The sequence below is a fragment of the Clostridioides sp. ZZV14-6387 genome (assembly GCF_020657835.1).
GTDB classification, from domain to species: domain Bacteria; phylum Bacillota; class Clostridia; order Peptostreptococcales; family Peptostreptococcaceae; genus Clostridioides; species Clostridioides difficile_A.
The window spans coordinates 59,743-80,786 of sequence record NZ_JAGWCW010000011.1; the positions used below are offsets into that span (position 1 = coordinate 59,743).

The following is a 21,044-nucleotide window of genomic DNA, read 5'->3' on the forward strand; positions in this document are numbered from 1 at the left end:
TATGTTTAAAAGACTTGCCTAATTTTAAGGCAAGTCTGAAAATAAATCTCCTTTTTATGAAAAATTTATACAAATAATTTTAATATTAAAAGAATAAGTTAATATAAAAACTGCCAAGTTAAACTTATTAACGTCATACATCAAAATTTAAACAAGTTTCAGGTTCATCTTCTATTTTTGCTATTTTAAACTTACATGCAATTAAAACTAGAGATACCAATGGATTTATAATATTTAATAATGCATATGGACCATATGTTAATGCTGATACACCTAATGTAGCTGTTATATATGCTCCACATGTATTCCATGGCACTAATGGAGAAGTTAAAGTCCCACTATCTTCTAAAGCCCTTGATAACATTTTAGGATGTATACCTCTTTTTTTATATTCCTTATTATACATTCTTCCTGGTATAACTATAGATAAGTATTGTTCTCCTGCTATTATGTTAGTAACTGTACAAGTTACCATTGTACATAATACTGTTCCAAATACACCCTTCGCTAATCTTAGTAAAGAAGATGCTACCACTTCAAGCATACCTGTTTTTTCTAGAATACCCCCAAGAGATAGAGCACATATTGTTAAAGATACTGTAGACATCATATTCATAATCCCACCTTTAGACAATAAAGCATCTACTTCTTCTATTTGTGTTGATGAAATATATCCATTTTGTGCCGCATCTAATATTGTCTTCATAGATTCTCCTTGGAAAACTACTGCAAACAGTACTCCTAATACAGCACCTACTATAAGTCCTGGTATAGCAGGGACTTTAAATACAACCAATCCAATTACTATTACTGGAGCTAATAATAATACTGGTGATAAAGTATTAAATGTAGAATCTAATGTAGACCTAATTAGCTCTATCTGTTTTATATCTAATGCTTGACCTGAATACTTCATTCCAATTACACCATAAATTACTAAACAAATTAATAATGATGGTATAGTTGAATATAGCATATATTTTATATGTGTAAACAAGTCTGTTCCTGCCATTGCTGGAGCTAAGTTAGTCGTTTCAGATAAAGGTGATAGTTTATCTCCAAAGTAAGCTCCAGATATTATAGAACCCACTATTAATCCAACTGGCATCCCTAAACTTTGACCAATTCCTAAAAGTGCTACACCCACTGTCCCCATTGTACTCCAAGATGAACCAGTTGCAAGAGATACGATTGCACAGACTAATGTTGATGCCACTAAAAAAATATTTGGTGATAAAATTTTTAGTCCCCAATAAATCATACATGGAACTACTCCACTTACTATCCAAGTTCCTATAAGTACGCCTATTATAATTATAATCAAGATTGCTTGCATTGCCATCTTTATACTATTAAACATACTTAACTCTAAGTCTTTCCATTTAAATCCAAGCCTATATACAGCTACAAGTCCTGCTACTGCTGCAGCTCCTATTAGTGGCACATGAGGTGATGAACCATATACTAATACTCCTAGGCTTAAAAATAATATCAAACAAGTAATTGGTATCATTGCATCAAACAGACTTGCTTTTCTACATTCTCGCTCTTTCATAAAGTAATTTCCTCCTAATTATTTGAACACTACACTATAATTTTTTTTGAAACGTATTCACTTGTACTAGATGACATGATACCTCCATAAGTTAATAAGAATTCCACATTATCACCTACTTTATAATCATGTTTTGTGTTACTTACATCTAATATCATGTGGTCTGAACTTGCTCCTAATATTTTTATATAAGTGTCTATTGGAATTAAAGAGTCAATATTTATATCCTGTTTACCTATAGCTATAATTGCCCTTTTTAAGATTCCTTTATCTTCATAAACAGGTTTTTTTCTAAAAGCATCAACCCCTATTTCTCCAATGGGAACTGATGGTTTTTCCTTACATTCAATTATTTGGCATACCAATTTAAATACATCTTGATATGCTCCATGTATATTTTTACCGTATGCTGTTTCTCTACCAAGTATAATAGATTCTCCTATTCTTAAATTAGTAATACCCTCTGGCATAGTATTACTTATAATTAGATGCATAGAACTTGAATTTCCTCCAGATACTATTTCTACATTTATACCAAATTCTTCTTCCATCTTTCGTGCTATACTTACTAATCTGCCTGTATTTTCTCTAGATGGTATAACAGCTCCATAACAAGTTAAGTTTGTAGCTATACCAATTATTTTAATATTTTTTAATCTTACTATCTCTCTTACACTATTAAAAAAATCTTCTTCATAAAAGTATCCTTCTCGTAAATCCCCTAGGTCAAACATAAGAACTATCTTGTGAATAATATTTTTACTTTTACACAATTCATTTAATTTCTTTATGGTTTCCAGTTCTGAGTTAAGGCTAATATCACAATAATTGATAACTTCTTCTAGTTCACTTATCATGGGTATTCTAATCAGCATTTTAGGCAAATTTATATTTTGTAATTTTTTTAAGTTCTGTATCCTTGAATCTGCTATATGGTCTATTCCTTCACAACATACTGATTCTACTACCTCTTTTTGTGCACAAAATGATTTAGTTACAAAAGATACCTTAATATTTTTTTCATGACACTTCTGTGAAATTATTTTGACATTATGTTTTAACTTTTCTACATCTATTTCTAATCTAGGGTACATAATCTTTCCTCCTTGAAGTTTAAACTTTTTAGTAGGAGCTTAAGAGATGCTTCTTCATATTTTTTAGACAAAACACCCATAGATGCCATAATATAGTCATTATCTATCAATATCTTTGTTTTCTCTTTTGGAAATAGTAATTCTTTATTTTTATTGTATTTAAGCATACTGTTTAATATTTTAATTCTACTAGGGAGCCTAGTAAGTGCTCCCCCTGTACCAACTATATATCTTACTTCTGTTAAATCTTTTCCTTCTGCAATTTTGACTTTTCCAGTTGTTCCATAAATATTTCTTATTTTTCCAGAGTGTCTTAACATAGCTTTGATAACAGCTTCTGTTGTAAGTCTCTCAACAAATAGGATTTCTTCTTTTGATTTTGGTATTGGTGGATAATTATCTATTATTGAATCAATGTCTATAGATAATTCATTTTGCAAGTTTTCTTTACCTATAACTTCTACTATATTTTTCATATTTACATATACACCTAAATCCCCCTCAACACTTCTCTTCGCTACAGGTTCAGGATTAACTAAGATTTTATTGATATAGTCACTTCCATCTGTAACAGAGTGTACATCAGTAGTTGCTCCACCTACATCTAAAGTTAATAAATCTCCAATATTTTTATATAATAGTTTAGATGCTTCCATTACAGCGCCTGGTGTTGGAGTAATATTTTCATTAACCATTTTTTTAATATACTTCATTCCTGGTGCTGTAGTTATGTGGTCTTCAAATACACCTTGAATAATTTTTCTTGTAGGCTCTATATTCAATAAATCTATTTTAGGATATACATTTTCTGTTATATATAGCTTATAGTTTGTATCTTCGAATATTAATTTTACTTCATCTTGATTTTCAATATTTCCAGCATATATAACTGGTATATCTAAATTCATAGAAGCTATCATTTCTGCATTATAAATAGCTGTATCTCTTTCTCCATAATCAACTCCACCAGCTATTAAAATTATGTTTGGATTTATTTCTTTTATTTTATTTAAATCAGTTCTTTTAATTCTACCTGATGTTACTTGACGAATAACAGCTCCAGCTCCTAGAGCAGCTTCTTTAGCTGCTTTTACTGTCATATCATATACTAAACCATGTACAGTCATTTTTAACCCACCAGCTGCACTAGAAGTTGCAAACATATCATTATACTTTATATCCTCTACAGATAATTTATTAGCTAAATCCTTAATAGCACCTGACAAGCCATTTCTTACATCTCCACCTTCAAACACTGTTGTTGGAGCTTGACCTTGACCTAAAAATACAGGATTCTCAGTATCAATATTATGGAAAGCATTTACTACAGTGGTAGTACTTCCAATTTCAGCTACCAACACATCTATTTTCAAAGAAATTTTTTTATTTTCCATTATTCATTTCTTTTCTTTTTTCAACTAAGAAAGTGGCTACATGAATACCTTTACTGTTTCTTCCAAATCCAGCATCTATTCCTTGTTCAACGGCTATTTCAGGTGTCACTTGTGTTCCTCCACATGCTATCATTACTTTATCTCTTATACCTTTTTCTACACAATAATCATGTAATTTCTTCATGTTTTTATAGTGAATATCATCATGACTTATTATTGTAGATGCAAGTATTGCATCTGCATTTAGTTCAATTGCTGCATCTACCAATTTTTCTACAGGCACAGAAGTTCCTAGATAATGACATTCTATACCATACTTTTCAATACCACCATGTTTTATATCTATTATTTCCCTTAAACCAACTGAGTGTTCATCTTCTCCAACTGTAGCTGAAACTATTTTCATAGGTCTTTCTTCTATATCAGCTCTTATTTCTTCATCAGTCAGTACTTTAGGCTCTTCTGGTATTACTAAATTGTTTAAATCTATATCGAATGGAACTCTTCCTTTCACTTCTATTCTAGTACCTTCAGATTCATGCATCACTTCTCTACTTATAACTTCAACTTCTTGCAAGTTCATTTTCTTTACAAATTCCAAAGCTGCAAACTCGGCTGTTCTTTTATCAGTAGGTAACATCATAGTTATCATTACAATTCCATCTGCACACCATTCCATTTCAGGCTTGATTTTATCTCCATTTCTGTATTCTTCTGATTCTTTTAGTCTGTTTTCCACATTGTCAAAATCATCAAGCTCATCAATATATATGATTTTATCTGGATTTTCAAATGTGCATCCGTCTATTAATATTGATGGATTATCTATAGCATTTTCATCATACTGAGCTACATTGTTGTATCCAAAGTGAGCAGTTACAGGTGCTAGATAATCTTCTTCTCTTTCATAAACAGTACCTTCTCCAACTCCGCCTTTTATTTTTCTAGATATACCATCACCATTTCTTTCTGGATAATTTCCAGAATCAACGAAAAATCCTTGCTCTACAGACTCAAAATATCCACCAACTTCAAATATTTCTTCCATATATAGTACAGCTCTTTCTTTAAGCTCTCTTGCTTTATATCTTAATTCACCAACATCTTTAAGTTCTATCATATCCATAAGGCCATCCATACCAACTAAAGCTTGTTTTGCTGTATCACATGCTTCTATGTTGTATATATGCCAAGGTACATTTCTACCTTCATCAGGCGTTATAGTTGATTGTATGTCAGCTCTAGTTAGTACTGATGTTAATAAATTTAATACATGAGTAACTGTTGCTTCTCTAGTTGATGATTCCATATATTTAGTATTCATTTGGGCTCTCATCTTATAATCACTAAATAATTCTCTAAGTGCAACAGCATAAGGTAAGTCTATTCTTAAGCATGGTGCTGGAGGAGCTGTTGGTGGCACTGTTGATAAACATATATTACTTTTATCTATCCCTATTTTCTCAGAGAATATAGAGTTTAAAGCATGTTGAACCATAAGTTCAGGCATTACCTTCCACGCTTCTCTAGCAGTAGCATTAGCATTATGTGCTCCATCTATTTGAGCTATATTCGCAAAAGCCATTATTTTTTTAGCTTCACAAGCATCTACAAAAGACCTTATCATATTTATATTTCTATATAGAACATTGTATTGTGGGTCTTGGTGTGCTCCATTGACTCCTTCTTCAGCAAACATTACTGCTACTTCAGGACCAGCAACACCACTTACATATGAATGGTAATTAATAGGTCTGCCAACTTCTTCTTCTATAAAATCAAGAGCTTTTCTTTGAGCTCTTACTTGTTTTCTTGTTATTGGAACTCCACCTATACCTTGAGGAGTACCTTCTATAAGTCCGTCAAAATGGGATTGCCCAGCGGTTCTAATAACCATTAAATGGTCAGCACCATGATGAGCTGCCATCCTCATTCTTCTTATATCATCTTCAAATCTACCAGAAGCTATTTCAGTAGTAATAATGGGGCTTGGTTGAGGGTCAATATTATTGAAATATTTAGATGATGGTAACCCTACACTCTTCTTTAAAGGTTTTGTACAGTCTTTATATTCAAAAGGTCCCATTTCAAGATTTTCTAGATGTTCTCTCCAAACCCAACCTCTTCTCTTTGGTTTATATTTATCCAAATCTTTTAATATATAGTCTATATCTAGTTTTTTATTTTCCTTTAACATGATTCTACCCCTTCTCTAAATAAACATGTAACTTCATCCCAGTATTCACCATTAACTAATAATAAACCAGCTTCTCTAACTGTTATATTTTTAGATTTAGCCAACTTATAAACTACATGCCCTGCCCCTTTACCTATAAGACCTCTTTCCATAACACCTTCTAAAATAGGTTTTACTTCAAGAGAAGAAAATCCCATTCTTAACAAAACAGACCTTTCTATTGATGGTGTTGTGTTCTTTTTGCCAAGGTCTATCATTGGCTCTACTATTTGGGTAGCTAAACTCCAAAACCTTTCTTTTAACTCATCATCACTTAGTTCTTGAAGATGTTTTCTTCTAACTTCAAAATCATCCTCTCTTTTTTTCATGAACATTCCCCCATCCGTATAATTTTAATTGAATTTTCCGACTATTTATTTCGCATTAAATTAAAAATTAGTAATTATTATAAATTATTTAATGTATCAACAACAAAATCTCTCGAACTTTTTACTTCTTCCATTAAATACTCTATATCTTGATTACTTAAATTATCAACATTCTCAATGTTATTGTTGGATATACAATTTTTTATAAACGATTTTCTTATTTTATTCATATCAATGTCAACACATTTTAATAATTCTGGCCTTTCTGGTAATATTAAGTTTACTCCTGCAATCTCTTCTCTTGGATTTCCAAATTTTATATCTATTCCATTTTCTCTTGCAAAGGTAAGTTGTGGACATATATGTTTACCTGCTCCTGTATACTCTGTTTCTTGTACTACTATAACTTTATCTTCATCCAATTCTTGAGCTAAAGAGAATGCTGCTGCTAAAGATGTATTTCCTGCAGGGCCTCTTTCTATTCCTTCTAGTTGTGCCAATAATTCAGTTGTATAAAAAACTTCTCCTTGTTTTACTAATACATATCTATCCATATATCTAAGCGGCCTAGCTGCAGACCTAGGTACATCTGACCTATCAGGCCACGTACAGAATGGTATACCAAAACCTGTATGCCCTGTTGTAAATGATTTTTTATTAAATTGATTATCACTAGCCATGTGTAATCCTTTTAAGTCAACACTTGCTCCTACTACTTTAGTATTAAGAGAACCAGCTTTTATCAATCCTCTTGCAGTTCCAGTGAGATTACCTCCACCTGCATTTGTACAAACAACTACATCAGGGTCTTTTTTATATTTTTCTCTAAATTGAATAGCCAACTCATACCCTAAAGTCTCTACACCTGCAATTCCAAATGGTGAATATAATGATGCATTAAAATAGCCTGTTTCTTCTAATAAAACTAAGAATGTATAAAATAATTCTGGTCCAACAGTTAATTGAATAACTTCTGCTCCATATGCCTCACATTTTCTAGCTTTTTCTATAATTTCAGGTTGACCTATACCATTAGAATCATAACACTCTTGAACTATTATACATTTTAGACCCTGCATAGCTGCTTGAGATGCTACAGCTGCACCATAGTTCCCACTAGTAGCTGCTATTACGCCTTTATATCCCATTTTTTTAGCATGATATACAGCAGTAGCTGCTCTTCTTGCTTTAAAGCTACCAGATGCATTCATTGCTTCATCTTTTACAAATATTCTAGCTCCTTTACCCTCTGGAGCACATTTTCTAGCTAATTTAGTTAAATTTTTAAGTTCTATTATGGGAGTATTCCCAACAGCATATTGTGACTGAATTACTTCAATATCCTGTAATGTATATCCTGTTTCACCCATCATTTTTTCATAATCAAATCCTATTCCTTCTTGTTCAAAAGAAGAGTAATCCAATCCAATCGCATTTTTCATTATTTCATTATTTCTTCCCATAACAGCTTTATAACTCATATCTTTCATTGATGCTGTATTATTATTCATTATATACACCTCCAAATAATATTTCTTTAGCCTGTATTCCTATTTGGAGTAATTCTGGTATACATTTACCATAATCATGAGTATAATATGGATTTACTTTAAGTAAATTACCTTTTACAAGTCTACCTGTAATTGTTTTAACTTCTACTAAATCACATATAGAAGCATCCTTTTGTATAAATCCTTTAACCCACATTTCTAAGGATACTTTCTTAGTATCCTCTGGAACTTGTGGAGCTCTTTCTTCTGGAGTCAGTACTATGTTGTGTATAATAACCCAATCATTAACTTTAGCATCCATTTTTTCATCTCCTTATTAACCAGCTATTATTTTATTAATTGGCATTTGATTCTTCCTCTAATTCAACTTCAATCTGATTTCTTACATCTCCCATTATTGCTCTAGGCACTGGTATATCTAACATAGTTTTAAGACCTGGTCTAGCATTTATTATTAATGGAATAGAGTTTACTATCATCGCATAAGTGCCCACTCCTCCAGGTATCTCAGGATTTATTTGTAAATCAATGTTTGGTATACCTTTTATTGATACATAATCTCCTGTTTTAATACCTTCTGCTTCAGGTATTATCTGTTGTGGATGCTCCATTTCAATCAAAATATCTCCATTTACATATCCATATCCACATTGTCTACAACCAGCAACATTTCCAGCCAATGCCTCTCCATACTTAGATTTTCTATCTACTGTAGTCATTATTGGTTCTTTTGTTTGTTCTATCTTATCTAGTTTCCATCCTAATCCATCAGCTATCATATTTATTGATTCTACAAATCCTACATGACCTGCTATAGTATTATTTTCTACACCTTTTATGAATTCTTCTCTTGTTACTCCTACACCTTGTTCTACCATAACAGATTTTCCAAAAGGAGATAAATCATTTACTCTCTTAGCTTTTATACTAGTAACTTCCTCACAAGTTCCTGAAAGTGCTAATACTAGTAAATCCAACACAAATCCTGGATTTATTCCTGTTCCAAGTATACTTACTCCATTCTCCTTTGCAACTTCATCCATTTTTTTAGCTAAATCTGCATCATCAGCTTGTGGATATGCCATTTGCTCTGCTGTTGATATAACATTTATTTTTCTATTTAACAAGAACATTATTTTATCAAATGCCTTTTTAGTAAATGAATCAGTTGCTAATAAAACAACATCTACACTTTTTTCTTTAAAAACTTCTTCATAATTTCCATTGATAATAACTTCTGGTCTTTCTCCTCTTTCAATTTCTAAGATGTCATACATACTTTTCCCTGAAGTACTTCTACTACAAACAGATACTATTTCCATACCTTCTTTTTTTAGAATCATATTAGCCATACCTATTCCCATAGCTCCAAATCCCCATATTCCAACTCTTACTTTTCTCATATATACACCCTCCTAAAAATTTATATCTTCTCAATAAATAGTTAAAGCATAAATCATGCCAACTTCAAAATTAAAGTAACTATTTCTTGAAACGTTGAAACTATAATTATTTTGTTATGTGTTTTCATAAATAAAAAATTATATCTATTTTGAAACATAAAAAAAAGAGCAAAAAATTTTGCTCTTTTATAATAATTTTGCTCCTTTATTTTTCTTTTTTATTTTTTATTTATAAGATTTTAATATTATATTTTTTTATTTTATATTGTAAGTTTTGCCTATTCATACCTAAGATTGATGCTGCTTTAGTTATATTGTACGATGTTTTTTCTAATGATTCACATATATACTTTTCTTCTATCTCGCTAATAATATTATTAAGTGTCTTGTCCTCCAAATCATTTAAAGAATAATCGTTACTCTCTTTATTCTCTTTAAGATTGTAATAGTCATTTATATTAATCATACTTGTTTCTATTTGTACCTCGTCCTCCATCATACTCATAGTACAATAAATTATGTTTTCTAGTTCTCTTATGTTACCTTGCCAGTCATAATTTTTTAAGGTTTGGATAGCTTCATCTGAAATTCCTACCACTTTTTTATTTAATTTTTTGTTATACTTTGAAATAAATTTTTTGCATAACAAAGATATATCTTCTTTTCTATCTCTAAGAGGAGGAATTTTTATATGAATTATGTTAAGTCTATAATATAAATCTTTTCTTATTTTATTCTCTTTCAAAATAACTTTTGGACTTTCATTTGTTGTTGCAATAATTCTTACATCAACAGGTATATCCTTAGTTCCACCAATTCTTCTTACATAGCCTTCTTGCAAAACCCTTAGTAATTTAGCTTGTAACATAATAGGCATAGAATTTATTTCATCTAATAATAAAGTTCCTTTGTTAGCTTGTTCAAACAAACCTGGTCTATCTACTGCTCCTGTAAATCCTCCCTTGCTAGTCCCAAATAGTATTCCTTCAAATAGTGACTCTGGTAGAGCTGCACAATTTTGTGCTATAAACGGATAATTTTTTCTATTACTTCCATAATGAATGGACTGACTAAATAACTCTTTACCCGTTCCAGTTTCTCCATATATAAATACTGAAGCGTCAGACTTACAGGCTTTCTTAGATTTTGTTATTGCCTCTTTAATCAGATTACTTTCTCCTAAAATATCATCAAAGTCATAACCTCTCTTTTGTTGATTATTAACTTTGTTGATTAAATTTTTTTTATAGTTTCTGTTTAATAAAGTTTCTATAGTTGTCATATTTTTTGATATTTCAAGTGCTCCTACAAATTCCCCTTTAATATCAATTGGTATTGTAGTATTGATTGCTGTTATTTCTTTCCCGTTTTTATCTAGATATTTTTGAACATTGTCTTTGATAATTTTCCTTTTTTCCAAAACTTCTACTAGTGTACTTCTATTTATTTTCATTTTGCTGACTATATCAAAAAATGAATTCGTTAAAATATCTTGTCTGTTCATTTTTTCCATTTTTTGTACAGAATCATTGTAGATTATAGTTTTCCCTTCTTTGTTAACAAAATGGACCCCTTCGTCAATATTTTCTAATATTTCATTCATTATTTTAAAAAATATCTCTTGGTTCAACTATATCACCCCAATACTTAAATATATAAAAACCCAAAAAATTAATAAAATGGTATTACTGTATTTATATTATCATATATTTATGATATTTTTTATGCACATTGTATTAATATATCCTTAAGCCTATTCATATATTTCTGTTATTTCATATTTATACATGATATAATCTACTAAATAAAAATTTTGTTAAGCAGTTTTAATTGTAGATTATTCATATAATCTAATATTTTAATAAGGAGGTATGATAACTTTGAAATTAAAAATTATTGGTAGTGGTGGTATGTCAATTATTCCAAGTTCATTTTGTAAATGCAAAATATGTGAAGAAGCTAGGAAAAAAGGTGGAAGATATGAACGCTTAGGCCCAAGCCTATATATTGATGATATAAAAATGTTGATAGACACACCTGAAGATATTGCAGTGGCTTGCAACAGGCAAAAAATATCACAAGTAAAGCACCTTTCGATTTCTCACCATGACCCAGACCACGTTAAAGGCATTAGAATCGTTGAAAAAATTGGCTATGATTTTATTGCAGATAAAAATACTCCTATTGAATTTTATGCGTTGCCTGAAGTGATTGAAGATATAAATCGAATGAACCTTGATTGTCTTAAATATTATGGGGATGTTCTACACTGCATTTCTGTTAATGAAACTTCTCATATAAAGATAGATAATTTTGATATTGATTTGTTTAACAACAACCGAGGTAGGAATATAACGTTCTATGTTATCAGAGAGAATGATAAAAAAGTCATATATGCTTGTTGTAATCCAAAACCATTTACTCATAATGATATGTACTTCGATGCAGATGTTTTAATAATCAGTTTAGTTTCTGATGATGGCATATTAAATGATGGAACAGAACTTAAAGATGCACCATTCAAAGATGAAATATTTACTTTGGATGAAGTTATAGAAATTAAAAACTATTACAGAATTAAAAAGGTTATAGTTACACATATTGATGAAATGTGGGGGAAATCCTATGGTTATTATAGTGAATTAGAGAAGGAGCTTGATAATATTTTCTTTGCTTATGATGGTATGGAGATTATAGTTTAAAGTATCAAGTAATAAGCATAATGAATAGTTGGTAAATTTCAATTTAGCATTGTAGTCAAAAGCTGTGATTTCAAAGTGTCACAGCTTTTAATAAACTTGTTCCTAGTTACAAATATTTTGGAAACAAATTACATTTGCTAAACAGATTGTAGTTCTTCTTGCTTTTATTATATTACAAAATTAATAATAAGATACAATTTTACATAATTTTATTATCAACTATTTCATTAGCCTTATCTAATTTATCTTTAGTAAAATTAGATAATATCTCTATCTTTTTTTCTGATTTTTTAATAATTTTACTAAGTGTTGCTGCTATTTCTATTCCTATTTTCCCAGTTCCAGGTATACTTACCTCTAATGCATCCTTAATTATGTTCGTACTTAAATAAAGTTGAATTTGTTTTATCTCTCCTTTTATCTGTCCTAAAGCACGGAAAATTGCATATACTATAGCTATTGGTTCAGTACACCCTTCTGCAGAAACAACCTCTATTTTTAAGATATCTATATATTTGCACATAATATCTCTTATCCTTTTACAATTCTAATAGTTTTATTAAAGCCAAGGTATATATCTCCATATTCTTTCGTATATGCTCTATCGATACTCTTTCATCTGCTCCATGACCGCCAGTTTTATACGCTAAGAACTTAGGTCCAAACGCCACCATATCTTTAAACCAACTTGCATATGTACCACCACCCATAGCAATTGTATATCCATTTTCATCTGTTATTTCTTCATATGCTTCTAATAACTTTTTAAGTACTAAATTATTCTCATCCACATAATGTAAGTCCTTATGAGTAATAATCTTTATTTTCCAACCATTACAAAAAAACTTTTTGAATCTATCTATTATATTGTTTAAATCTATATTTTTGCCATACCTTATATCTAGTTCACATATGATTTTTTCCTCATTTGCTTTTAATATTCCTAAATTTAAAGTAGTGCTTTTGAATACCTCATCATATTGATTAATTCCCAATGCATCTCCATAATAGTCACTACAAAGGTATTTTGAAATTAATTCTATATCTTCTCTATACTGAAAATCCATATTATCTTCAACTATCTTTATTACCATTTTGGATATAGCATTTTCTCCCTTTTCAGGATTACTTGCATGCGTAGCTACTCCTTTAGTAGTCAACTCTGAAATAATTCCATTAATAATTTTTGCAGTACAATAAGATGGAACAACATTTTCTTTAGTTCCTCCCCTCACTATTATGTAAGGTTTACTTATATCAATTTTAATCTCTTTTTCTATCCTTATATGAACTCTTCCTTTTTCTCCATTAACCACTGGATACATAGCATCTGGAGTAAAGCCCATACTTGGAATTTCTTCACCTTTATCTAGATAATATTTGATACACTCCATACCTGTTTCCTCATTTGTACCAAAAATTAATCTTATTCTTTTATTAATTGTAGGGTACACATCCTCTATGTTTTTCAATACATGTATAAGCATAGATATAGCGCCCTTATTATCTATGGCACCTCTTCCATAAATAATATTGTCAATTACTGTTCCCGAAAATGGATCTACACTCCACCCATCTCCTGGTGGAACTACATCTAAATGCATTGGAATTCCTATTAATTCTTCTCCTTCTCCAATTTCTGCATATCCAATATAATTATCAATATTTTTAACGCTAAAACCCAAACTAGCGCAGTAATCTAAAGTTTTTTCTAAAGATTTTTTAGGTCCTATACCAAAAGGACATTGTGAAATAGGTTCACCTTGTTGTGTATCAATTTTTATTAATTCTTTTAGGAATTCTACTGTTCTATTTAAGCTATTATCTACACTTCTGCTTATATCCATAAATCAACCTACTTTCTGTTTTTTTAAAGCCTGTCCATAAGGACAGGCTTTTACATTAAAAACTATTTTCTTGTAAATACTAATTCGCAAACTTCATCATCATGAGCACATTTTTGAGCAAACTCTAATCTAACACCTCGTGCACAATCAACTCTTCCATAATCACCATAGCAAGCTAATCTACAAATTTCTTTTCTTTCTTCTTTATTTAATCCATATTCTTTCCAAGCAGCATCTAATGGACAGTGATGGAATTTTAAAACTCCATTTTCATCTGTATTTTCTACTAATTCCATTTCAAACACTTTTTGTCCTTTACTATTATATAACATTTCCGCCATTTTTCCTGGAGTATCTGCTACGTTATATTTTTGACCTCTCATTTTACCAAATCCGTATATTGCTTCTTTACATATATCATCTGGATTAACTCCTAATTTTTCAGCTTCTTTCATAAGAAGATAGAACCATACTGCTCTTTCTCCTGTTGCTCCCCTAATTCCTTCTAAATATTCCTTTTCTGTATACATTTTTTCTGACATTTCTTTCTCCTCCTAAAATTAAATTCTATATTTTAATCATTGTAAATTAGAATATTCCAATGAATGATCCTACTAATGCTACTACAACTAAAATTACTAACAGCTTAGTTATTGTCCACTTCTTGTATTTCATTCCCCAATATACAAAGAATACAACACCAAGTGGTAATAAGCCTGGAGCAATCATATTTAATGTATCTTGAACAACAATTGCTTTACCACCAATATTAAATGATAATGGTGTTGAAAGCTTAACTGTAGTTGCAGATAATGCTCCCATCATAAACATTCCTAGAATTGAAGCACCATCAATTATCTTATTGACAATACCACCTGATAGAATTTTCTTAATGGAATCTCTACCTAAAGAATATCCTAAATGGAATAAGTAATAACCTTCGCAAAATAGTAATATACTAAACATTATTGGGAAAAATGCACCTATAACACTTCCTTCTGCACCAAATGAAGCACCTAAAGCTAAGAATATTGTTTGAAATGTACCAAAATCTAAAGTATCTCCAATTCCAGCCAAAGGTCCCATAAGCCCATTCTTAACACCTGAAATAACTTCTCCTGGGATTTTTCCTTCAGTAGCTTTTTCTTCTTCCATAGCTAAAACTGTACCGTGAATTAACCCTCCCCATATAGCTTGAGTATTAAAAAATTGTAAGTGTCTCTTTAATGCATCTACTAAATCTTCTTTTTTCTTATACAGCTTTTCTAAAGCTGGAGTGAAACTTGCACAAACTGCTAATGCTTGCATTCTTTCAAAAGAGTTAGATAATTCTGCTGTCCACCACCATCTTAGATATGTTTTTGTTACATCTTTTTTCGTAAGTACTCTTATCTTATTAACTTCAGTTGTACCTTGTTCATTTTTAATATCTTGCATTATACTTCACCTACCCTTTTATCTTCTTTCATAAATGTAACTAAAAGAGCTATACAAACACCAAATATTGCAGCTGCAGTAATTGATATTTTAAAATATTGGACCATAAAAAATCCTATAATAAACATTGGTAAGAATTTATTTTTACCTATAGTAAATATTGTTGTTGCAAAACCTAATGCAGGTAATATACCACCCATTACTGTTAATCCATTCATTAACCATTGTGGTATAACATCTAATAATGATTGAACTAAATCTGCTCCAAAAAAGTTACATACAAAAACTATTGGAAATCTTAAAAAAAATCCAAATATTAAAGAGTAAAGTGTTGCGCATCTCCATATACCTTTTGTATTACCTACTTCAGCATACTTATCTGCCTTATGAACTAATACAGCATTACCAGTTCTTCTTAAGTTATTAACTAATACTCCTATAACACCTAAAGGTACTGCAATAGATACTGCAACTTCTGCATTAACACCAGTTTGAAGTGCTACTGGTATTGCAATAAGAGCAGCTAAGCATTTATCAGATGGAATATTTCCTCCTGCTGCAACCATTCCTAGATAAACCATTTCTATACTTGCACCAACAATCATACCAGTTGTTACATCACCCCAAAGTAATCCAAGGCTAAAACCTATAAATAAAGGTGACTTTAGTGTTGAGAAAAGGGTATACCCTGCAAGACCTGCTGCAAACCAATACCATAATCCTGTTACAATTGCCAACATCAAAACAGATTCCATTTATAATTCCTCCTTATTTATAATTTTTATTTAAATTTCTTTAATGCATTTTCATATGTCATAGATGATTCCTCTGGTATAACTTGTAGAACTATTTCAATCCCCTCTTCATTAAGTTCATTTAGTTGTTCTACATCTTCATTTCCTAATGAAACAGCTGTAAATACCATCTTCTTTCCTGCTTCATTTGGAATGCCTCCTAATTGAATCTTTTCATATTTAAGTCCGGCCTTATACGCTTTACTTGCCATATCAACGTTCTTAAATAGAATAAATATATTTTTATCTCCTAAAGTATTGTTTTGGAATGCTTGTCCTGCATCTTCTGCTGTTAAAATAGATACTTCTACTCCTGATGGTGCTGCCATTCTATATATATCAGCCATAAATTCATCTTGACCTAAGAAGTCATCAACTATTATTATTTTTTGAGCTTGAGCGATTTTCACCCATTTTGTTATAACTTGTCCATGAATTAATCTGTGATCTACTCTTACTAATGTTATTTTTGACATTATATCCACCTCATAATTTATATTTTTTTAAATTCTTTAATCAAATCTACACAAAGGTTGTTATTCTTTTTCACAATTCTTTCTGGTAATGTATGTACTTTATCGTCTTTGCTTAATTCTTCATCTACGATTAAAATTGTCTGTAAGCTAAGTCCATTTATTGCATCTATACCTCTTCTTATAGCAATAGCTATTGCAACACTTGATGTAGAACCCCCATAAAGATCTGATATTATAATTTTCACATCTTCTTTATCTACTACTTCTTCAACCTCTTTCATGAATACAGAAACATCTTTTTCAGAGCTTAGTGATAAAACTTCGTATTGATTTGACAATCCAAAATTTTCATTCGCTTCTTCTACTAATACCTCTCCCCAAGTTCCATGGCAGAGTATGATTGCCTTATATTTATTCATTACTAAACAAACTCTCCTTTATAGCGATTAATACTGTGATTTAATTCTACTTCATCATCATCAGGTACCATTTGAATTGATACATTAATATTTTTTTTAATAAATTCATATATTAAAAGAAACTCTTTTTTATTAATGTATACATTTTGAGATATTTTCTTTTTTCCTATCCCTGTAGGTATTCTTCCAATAATAAGTTTTTTAATATCGATTCCTTCCTCTATCATTCTATTTGCAGTATCTAAGTTTTTAATTAATACAAAAACGTTATCATCAGCTTGGTTATTATAAAAATACCTCCTTGATTCACTTACAGTTAATATTGATAAATCAATATTTTTTGGTGCTGCCATTTTTATTAAACCTTTAGAAATAACATCATTGGTTGTTTCATCATCTACTACTACTATTTTTTTAACACCTAGATGCCTAACCCATTTATATATCACTTGACCATGTATTAATCTATCATCACATCTGCAATATTCCACTAAAGACATTTTTAATCGAACTCCTTTTTATATTACATTGAGCTAAGAACTTTATTAATATTGTTTATACCAGTTTTTCCAGCTTCAATACATGCATCTGCTAACTCCTCTAGATTTTTTCCTTCTCTATTAATTAAAGCTTCAAGTAGCATTGGAAGGTTTACTCCAGTAAGTGCATGAAAGTCTCCACCTTTTTTAAGGTTTAAACTTGCGATATTACTTGGCGAACCTCCTAATAGGTCAGCTAATACTAAAACTCCGTCACCTTCATCTAATTCATTTAACTTTTCTACAAAATTTCTATTTAAGTCTTCAATATTATCATTCCTATTTAGTTTAATTGCTGCTGTTCTTTCTGCTGGTCCTGCAATAAGTTCACAGCTTTTTATAATTTCTTCACTAAAACTCCCATGAGTCATAACTATTATACCTATCACCAATCTCACCTCACTTTTTTTGTCACTTTTTATATAAGCAATTGCCATGCCAACGTATGTGTATCAATAACAAGTGGCTATTCTGCAAGATTTAACCAACCCTTTTTGCTTAATTTATTAAAAAAACTTATTCTTTCAATATGTATCAAAATGTTTTTCAGACCTGTATCAAATCTGTATTAAAAAAAGTAAAAAAAAGATAGCCTTTTGGCTATTTTTAAATTTTGTATCAACTTTTAAATTTATCTGTATCATATTGTGATTCAAATATATCTAATATATTTGCATATTCCATATCTGAAATAATTATATCGAATGTCTCTTCTACAAGCTTAAAATTTTCTTTTATAACTAAATATAATTCTTTACTTCTACTAATTCTTTCTTCGTATAATTTATAAACTAAAGACTCTTTTATTATTATTCTTTCAATCATACATGAGCAATGAAATATAAACTTTACTAAAAGCTCATCTTGAATTACTAAAGAATAATGTTCACTAATCCTATTAATTACTTCTTTTAATATAAAATAAGCTTTTTCCCCATTTAAAAAGGTCAAAGTCTTACTAATATTGTCAATTAGTAATCTATCAAAATATCTACCACCATTATCTTTTTCAGCATATGTAATTTCCATATCTCCATAATGTTTCTTTATAGATTCTATAATATTAAAATATAATTTCTCTAATGTCATTTCAGGAGTTAGAGCCTTTCTAGTTGCTTCTATTACAATAGGTGTACTTACCATATCTATTGCTTTTACTTCTTTTCCAGTAGCATCATGAATAACTTTAGCAAATGTTAAAATAGATCCCATATCAGTTAAAATTAAAACTCCCTTTCCTTTATCAATTTCATTGGCTATTTCTACAGCTTGGACTAAAATATCCTGAACTCTATCTTCTAGCCCCATATTGATTGCCACTGCATGGTTACAATCCAGTAAAGTATTAGCTACATTTACCATGCTAGATGCTGTAGATTCACCATGCATTATAACTAATATTGCTATACTTTCCTCATTTAATCCCACATAAGATAAATAAAGAAACGTTGCTAAAAAAATTGCTTCATCTTCTGGAAACTCAACCCCATACATTAATGACATGTTAGATAATATTTCTTTTGCTATGTCATATTCATATGCTCTTTCCTTCATAATTTCATCTTTATTAGGATGTTTTACTATGTTCCCAATCTTTATTCTTTCAATTAAATTCTGAATGTGTAAAGCTATAGCTTTTATTAATTTATCTAATCCTTCTTTTCTACTCCATTTATCATGCTTTTGTAAAATATACTTCACAGTAGTTGCAATTGAATCATTAACAATATTGTTATAAGCTGTTTGATTACTACTATTATATATAAAAGTATTCATTAAATTATAGGAATACTTCTGTATATCTTCATCTATAAAGCTTCTAATTTGTGACTCTTTAATACCTTCTTGTTGAAGTTTATCCCAAGTTTCTTTTATCATTCCATAGAAATCTAAATCATATTTTTTATTTTCTATTAATAAATTTTCACTTTCAAAATTCTTTTCTTCTGGTAAAAAAATAATATCATCTTTCCCAATAAAACTGAAATTCTGTACAAACTCCTCTTTTCTGTTATTTCCATACAACGACTCTCTAATATTGTTTGGTAGAAGAGAAAGTCTTACATATACACATTCCATTTTATAGGTCATATAGTCTAAGAAAGCTCTTGCACAAATTAATTGTATGTCGCTTTTTAATTGTCCTATATTTCCCTTACACTTATATAAAATAAATGCCTTAATAACTTCTTTTGAAACCTTTAACTTAACACCAATCCTAATACTTTCTTCTTTAAAAAAATAACATATAAGCCTCATTCTCTCCTGAAAACCTCTTTCCTCTAAAGACGGAATCTTTATAGTTACAGGTATTCTTCTTAAAAACGTTTCCAACATTGCTGTTTGTGGATCTTCTGTAGTAGCCGCAATTATCATAACCCTACACTCATGTACCTTATTAGTCTCTCCTAACCTTCTATATATACCTTTATCCATAAGCAGAAATAGCATTTCTTGTCCCTCTGCAGATAACCTATGAACTTCATCTAAAAACAATATCCCATTATTAGCCTCATGTACAATACCATACTTATCTTTATCAGCCCCAGTAAATGCCCCTTTTACATATCCAAAAAGTTGCGCTAATAATAATTGCTGATTATCAGAATAATCAGCACAGTTAAATATGATAAATGGTGCATTATCACTATTTTCTTTTATAGTTAAGCTATACTTATACATATATTCTGCAAATATAGATTTACCAACTCCTGTAGGTCCTATTATTAATGTACTCAAACCCTTAGGTGGATATATTACTGCTGCTTTAGCTTGCTCTATCTGGGACTTTAAACTTCCATCATACCCTATTAAATTAAAAATATTGTCCTCTTTTTTTATGCTATCTACAATATACTCATCTTTGATAGAATCATTCTCACTATATTCGTTTATAGAGTTAATATTATCAAATATCCCTTTATTTAGTTTCTTTCCTAAAATACTCTCAATACTTTCTTTATATAAGTACTGAACAGGTTTTCCTTTTATCTTTATAATAATACTTTCCTTTATTAATTGATTTAATTCCTTACTAGCATTACTTCTATTTATACCTACTTCAGTAGCAATATATTCTGCATCAAATCCAAATCTAATGCCATTATTAAGGTTCAAGTGTTCCTCTGTTAGCCTTTTCAAGCAAATTAAAACTTTTTCTTTCCTTGATAGCTTCTTTTGTATCATAGTTGACCTCCCCCATAAGCAGTAATACTGTTAAATATTTATTATTAAGCTTAATTCTACAATATTTTAATATTTTTGTCTAATTGTGTAACTATTGATTTTATTTCTGGTTCGTTTTATAA

20 protein-coding genes are annotated in these 21,044 nt (G+C 30.1%); 1 reads left to right on the forward strand and 19 read right to left on the reverse strand.

The window, feature by feature from the left end; all coding sequences use genetic code 11:
• Nucleotides 1–133: 133 nt before the first annotated feature.
• The 9 genes from nhaC to KGF38_RS08950 all read right to left on the reverse strand — a co-directional run bounded on the left by nhaC (nucleotide 134) and on the right by KGF38_RS08950 (nucleotide 11,125).
• Entirely contained in the window at nucleotides 134–1,555 is a 1,422-nt protein-coding gene (nhaC, locus tag KGF38_RS08910; protein ID WP_054268962.1) for a Na+/H+ antiporter NhaC, read from the reverse strand.
• A 29-nt stretch (nucleotides 1,556–1,584) separates the two neighbouring features.
• Complete coding sequence (gene orr / locus KGF38_RS08915; RefSeq protein ID WP_054268961.1) at nucleotides 1,585–2,649, reverse strand: ornithine racemase Orr; 1,065 nt, start codon at nucleotides 2,647–2,649, stop codon at nucleotides 1,585–1,587.
• Nucleotides 2,634–4,043, reverse strand: a complete 1,410-nt coding sequence (locus KGF38_RS08920; protein ID WP_074179984.1) for a GlmL-related ornithine degradation protein — start codon at nucleotides 4,041–4,043, stop codon at nucleotides 2,634–2,636. The genes orr and KGF38_RS08920 overlap by 16 nt, the downstream gene beginning before the upstream one ends.
• A complete protein-coding gene (gene oraE / locus KGF38_RS08925; protein WP_074179983.1) occupies nucleotides 4,033–6,240 on the reverse strand; it encodes a D-ornithine 4,5-aminomutase subunit OraE in 2,208 nt (735 codons plus the stop codon). The genes KGF38_RS08920 and oraE overlap by 11 nt, the downstream gene beginning before the upstream one ends.
• Nucleotides 6,234–6,608: an ornithine aminomutase subunit alpha gene (locus tag KGF38_RS08930; protein WP_021382945.1), complete on the reverse strand. Its 375-nt coding sequence runs from the start codon at nucleotides 6,606–6,608 to the stop codon at nucleotides 6,234–6,236. Before KGF38_RS08930 ends, oraE begins: the two co-directional genes overlap by 7 nt.
• A gap of 77 nt (nucleotides 6,609–6,685) precedes the next feature.
• Complete coding sequence (gene ortB / locus KGF38_RS08935; protein ID WP_176702550.1) at nucleotides 6,686–8,119, reverse strand: 2-amino-4-oxopentanoate thiolase subunit OrtB; 1,434 nt, start codon at nucleotides 8,117–8,119, stop codon at nucleotides 6,686–6,688.
• On the reverse strand, nucleotides 8,112–8,420 hold the full coding sequence (gene ortA, locus KGF38_RS08940; protein ID WP_074179982.1) for a 2-amino-4-oxopentanoate thiolase subunit OrtA: 309 nt from the start codon (nucleotides 8,418–8,420) through the stop codon (nucleotides 8,112–8,114). The genes ortB and ortA overlap by 8 nt, the downstream gene beginning before the upstream one ends.
• Before the next feature lie 34 nt (nucleotides 8,421–8,454).
• On the reverse strand, nucleotides 8,455–9,522 hold the full coding sequence (ord, locus tag KGF38_RS08945) for a 2,4-diaminopentanoate dehydrogenase (protein ID WP_074179981.1): 1,068 nt from the start codon (nucleotides 9,520–9,522) through the stop codon (nucleotides 8,455–8,457).
• A gap of 229 nt (nucleotides 9,523–9,751) precedes the next feature.
• On the reverse strand, nucleotides 9,752–11,125 hold the full coding sequence (locus tag KGF38_RS08950; protein ID WP_176702555.1) for a sigma-54 interaction domain-containing protein: 1,374 nt from the start codon (nucleotides 11,123–11,125) through the stop codon (nucleotides 9,752–9,754).
• 268 nt (nucleotides 11,126–11,393) lie between these two features.
• Here KGF38_RS08950 and KGF38_RS08955 point away from each other — a divergent pair, with 268 nt between their 5' ends.
• Nucleotides 11,394–12,224: an MBL fold metallo-hydrolase gene (locus KGF38_RS08955; RefSeq protein ID WP_413926750.1), complete on the forward strand. Its 831-nt coding sequence runs from the start codon at nucleotides 11,394–11,396 to the stop codon at nucleotides 12,222–12,224.
• A 199-nt stretch (nucleotides 12,225–12,423) separates the two neighbouring features.
• Here the strand turns inward: KGF38_RS08955 and KGF38_RS08960 are convergent, their stop codons facing one another.
• From KGF38_RS08960 to KGF38_RS09005, 10 genes are all read right to left on the reverse strand, one after another.
• A complete protein-coding gene (locus KGF38_RS08960) occupies nucleotides 12,424–12,747 on the reverse strand; it encodes a hypothetical protein (protein ID WP_074179978.1) in 324 nt (107 codons plus the stop codon).
• A gap of 16 nt (nucleotides 12,748–12,763) precedes the next feature.
• Nucleotides 12,764–14,071 carry a M20 family metallopeptidase gene (locus tag KGF38_RS08965; RefSeq protein ID WP_074179977.1) on the reverse strand — a complete coding sequence of 436 codons (1,308 nt, stop codon included), beginning with the start codon at nucleotides 14,069–14,071 and terminating at the stop codon, nucleotides 12,764–12,766.
• Nucleotides 14,072–14,133: 62 nt separating this feature from the next.
• On the reverse strand, nucleotides 14,134–14,613 hold the full coding sequence (locus KGF38_RS08970; protein ID WP_054268951.1) for an L-2-amino-thiazoline-4-carboxylic acid hydrolase: 480 nt from the start codon (nucleotides 14,611–14,613) through the stop codon (nucleotides 14,134–14,136).
• Between the two features lie 46 nt (nucleotides 14,614–14,659).
• Complete coding sequence (locus KGF38_RS08975) at nucleotides 14,660–15,508, reverse strand: PTS system mannose/fructose/sorbose family transporter subunit IID (protein WP_054268950.1); 849 nt, start codon at nucleotides 15,506–15,508, stop codon at nucleotides 14,660–14,662.
• On the reverse strand, nucleotides 15,508–16,263 hold the full coding sequence (locus KGF38_RS08980; protein ID WP_021383017.1) for a PTS mannose/fructose/sorbose/N-acetylgalactosamine transporter subunit IIC: 756 nt from the start codon (nucleotides 16,261–16,263) through the stop codon (nucleotides 15,508–15,510). The genes KGF38_RS08975 and KGF38_RS08980 overlap by 1 nt, the downstream gene beginning before the upstream one ends.
• Nucleotides 16,264–16,289: 26 nt before the next feature.
• A complete protein-coding gene (locus KGF38_RS08985) occupies nucleotides 16,290–16,778 on the reverse strand; it encodes a PTS system mannose/fructose/N-acetylgalactosamine-transporter subunit IIB (RefSeq protein WP_074179976.1) in 489 nt (162 codons plus the stop codon).
• 17 nt (nucleotides 16,779–16,795) lie between these two features.
• Nucleotides 16,796–17,197 (reverse strand): PTS mannose transporter subunit IIC, encoded by a 402-nt coding sequence (locus KGF38_RS08990; protein ID WP_074179975.1) that lies wholly within the window; start codon nucleotides 17,195–17,197, stop codon nucleotides 16,796–16,798.
• A 2-nt stretch (nucleotides 17,198–17,199) separates the two neighbouring features.
• On the reverse strand, nucleotides 17,200–17,697 hold the full coding sequence (locus KGF38_RS08995) for a PTS sugar transporter subunit IIB (protein ID WP_054268946.1): 498 nt from the start codon (nucleotides 17,695–17,697) through the stop codon (nucleotides 17,200–17,202).
• 23 nt (nucleotides 17,698–17,720) lie between these two features.
• Nucleotides 17,721–18,173 (reverse strand): PTS sugar transporter subunit IIA, encoded by a 453-nt coding sequence (locus tag KGF38_RS09000; RefSeq protein ID WP_227832309.1) that lies wholly within the window; start codon nucleotides 18,171–18,173, stop codon nucleotides 17,721–17,723.
• A gap of 181 nt (nucleotides 18,174–18,354) precedes the next feature.
• Complete coding sequence (locus KGF38_RS09005; RefSeq protein ID WP_074179973.1) at nucleotides 18,355–20,922, reverse strand: sigma-54-dependent transcriptional regulator; 2,568 nt, start codon at nucleotides 20,920–20,922, stop codon at nucleotides 18,355–18,357.
• Between the last annotated feature and the right edge of the window lie 122 nt (nucleotides 20,923–21,044).

What these genes read in the sequence shown, in the direction of transcription:
- nhaC (WP_054268962.1), bottom strand. Translation starts at nt 1,555, where the DNA reads ATGAAAGAGCGAGAATGTAGAAAAGCAAGTCTGTTTGATGCAATGATA.
- KGF38_RS08990 (WP_074179975.1), bottom strand. Translation starts at nt 17,197, where the DNA reads ATGAATAAATATAAGGCAATCATACTCTGCCATGGAACTTGGGGAGAG.
- KGF38_RS09005 (WP_074179973.1), bottom strand. Translation starts at nt 20,922, where the DNA reads ATGATACAAAAGAAGCTATCAAGGAAAGAAAAAGTTTTAATTTGCTTG.
- orr (WP_054268961.1), bottom strand. Translation starts at nt 2,649, where the DNA reads ATGTACCCTAGATTAGAAATAGATGTAGAAAAGTTAAAACATAATGTC.
- KGF38_RS08950 (WP_176702555.1), bottom strand. Translation starts at nt 11,125, where the DNA reads ATGAATGAAATATTAGAAAATATTGACGAAGGGGTCCATTTTGTTAAC.
- oraE (WP_074179983.1), bottom strand. Translation starts at nt 6,240, where the DNA reads ATGTTAAAGGAAAATAAAAAACTAGATATAGACTATATATTAAAAGAT.
- KGF38_RS08970 (WP_054268951.1), bottom strand. Translation starts at nt 14,613, where the DNA reads ATGTCAGAAAAAATGTATACAGAAAAGGAATATTTAGAAGGAATTAGG.
- KGF38_RS09000 (WP_227832309.1), bottom strand. Translation starts at nt 18,173, where the DNA reads ATGGCAATTGCTTATATAAAAAGTGACAAAAAAAGTGAGGTGAGATTG.
- KGF38_RS08955 (WP_413926750.1), top strand. Translation starts at nt 11,394, where the DNA reads ATGATAACTTTGAAATTAAAAATTATTGGTAGTGGTGGTATGTCAATT.
- KGF38_RS08965 (WP_074179977.1), bottom strand. Translation starts at nt 14,071, where the DNA reads ATGGATATAAGCAGAAGTGTAGATAATAGCTTAAATAGAACAGTAGAA.
- ortA (WP_074179982.1), bottom strand. Translation starts at nt 8,420, where the DNA reads ATGGATGCTAAAGTTAATGATTGGGTTATTATACACAACATAGTACTG.
- KGF38_RS08995 (WP_054268946.1), bottom strand. Translation starts at nt 17,697, where the DNA reads ATGTCTTTAGTGGAATATTGCAGATGTGATGATAGATTAATACATGGT.
- KGF38_RS08985 (WP_074179976.1), bottom strand. Translation starts at nt 16,778, where the DNA reads ATGTCAAAAATAACATTAGTAAGAGTAGATCACAGATTAATTCATGGA.
- KGF38_RS08975 (WP_054268950.1), bottom strand. Translation starts at nt 15,508, where the DNA reads ATGCAAGATATTAAAAATGAACAAGGTACAACTGAAGTTAATAAGATA.
- KGF38_RS08960 (WP_074179978.1), bottom strand. Translation starts at nt 12,747, where the DNA reads ATGTGCAAATATATAGATATCTTAAAAATAGAGGTTGTTTCTGCAGAA.
- ord (WP_074179981.1), bottom strand. Translation starts at nt 9,522, where the DNA reads ATGAGAAAAGTAAGAGTTGGAATATGGGGATTTGGAGCTATGGGAATA.
- KGF38_RS08920 (WP_074179984.1), bottom strand. Translation starts at nt 4,043, where the DNA reads ATGGAAAATAAAAAAATTTCTTTGAAAATAGATGTGTTGGTAGCTGAA.
- KGF38_RS08930 (WP_021382945.1), bottom strand. Translation starts at nt 6,608, where the DNA reads ATGAAAAAAAGAGAGGATGATTTTGAAGTTAGAAGAAAACATCTTCAA.
- KGF38_RS08980 (WP_021383017.1), bottom strand. Translation starts at nt 16,263, where the DNA reads ATGGAATCTGTTTTGATGTTGGCAATTGTAACAGGATTATGGTATTGG.
- ortB (WP_176702550.1), bottom strand. Translation starts at nt 8,119, where the DNA reads ATGAATAATAATACAGCATCAATGAAAGATATGAGTTATAAAGCTGTT.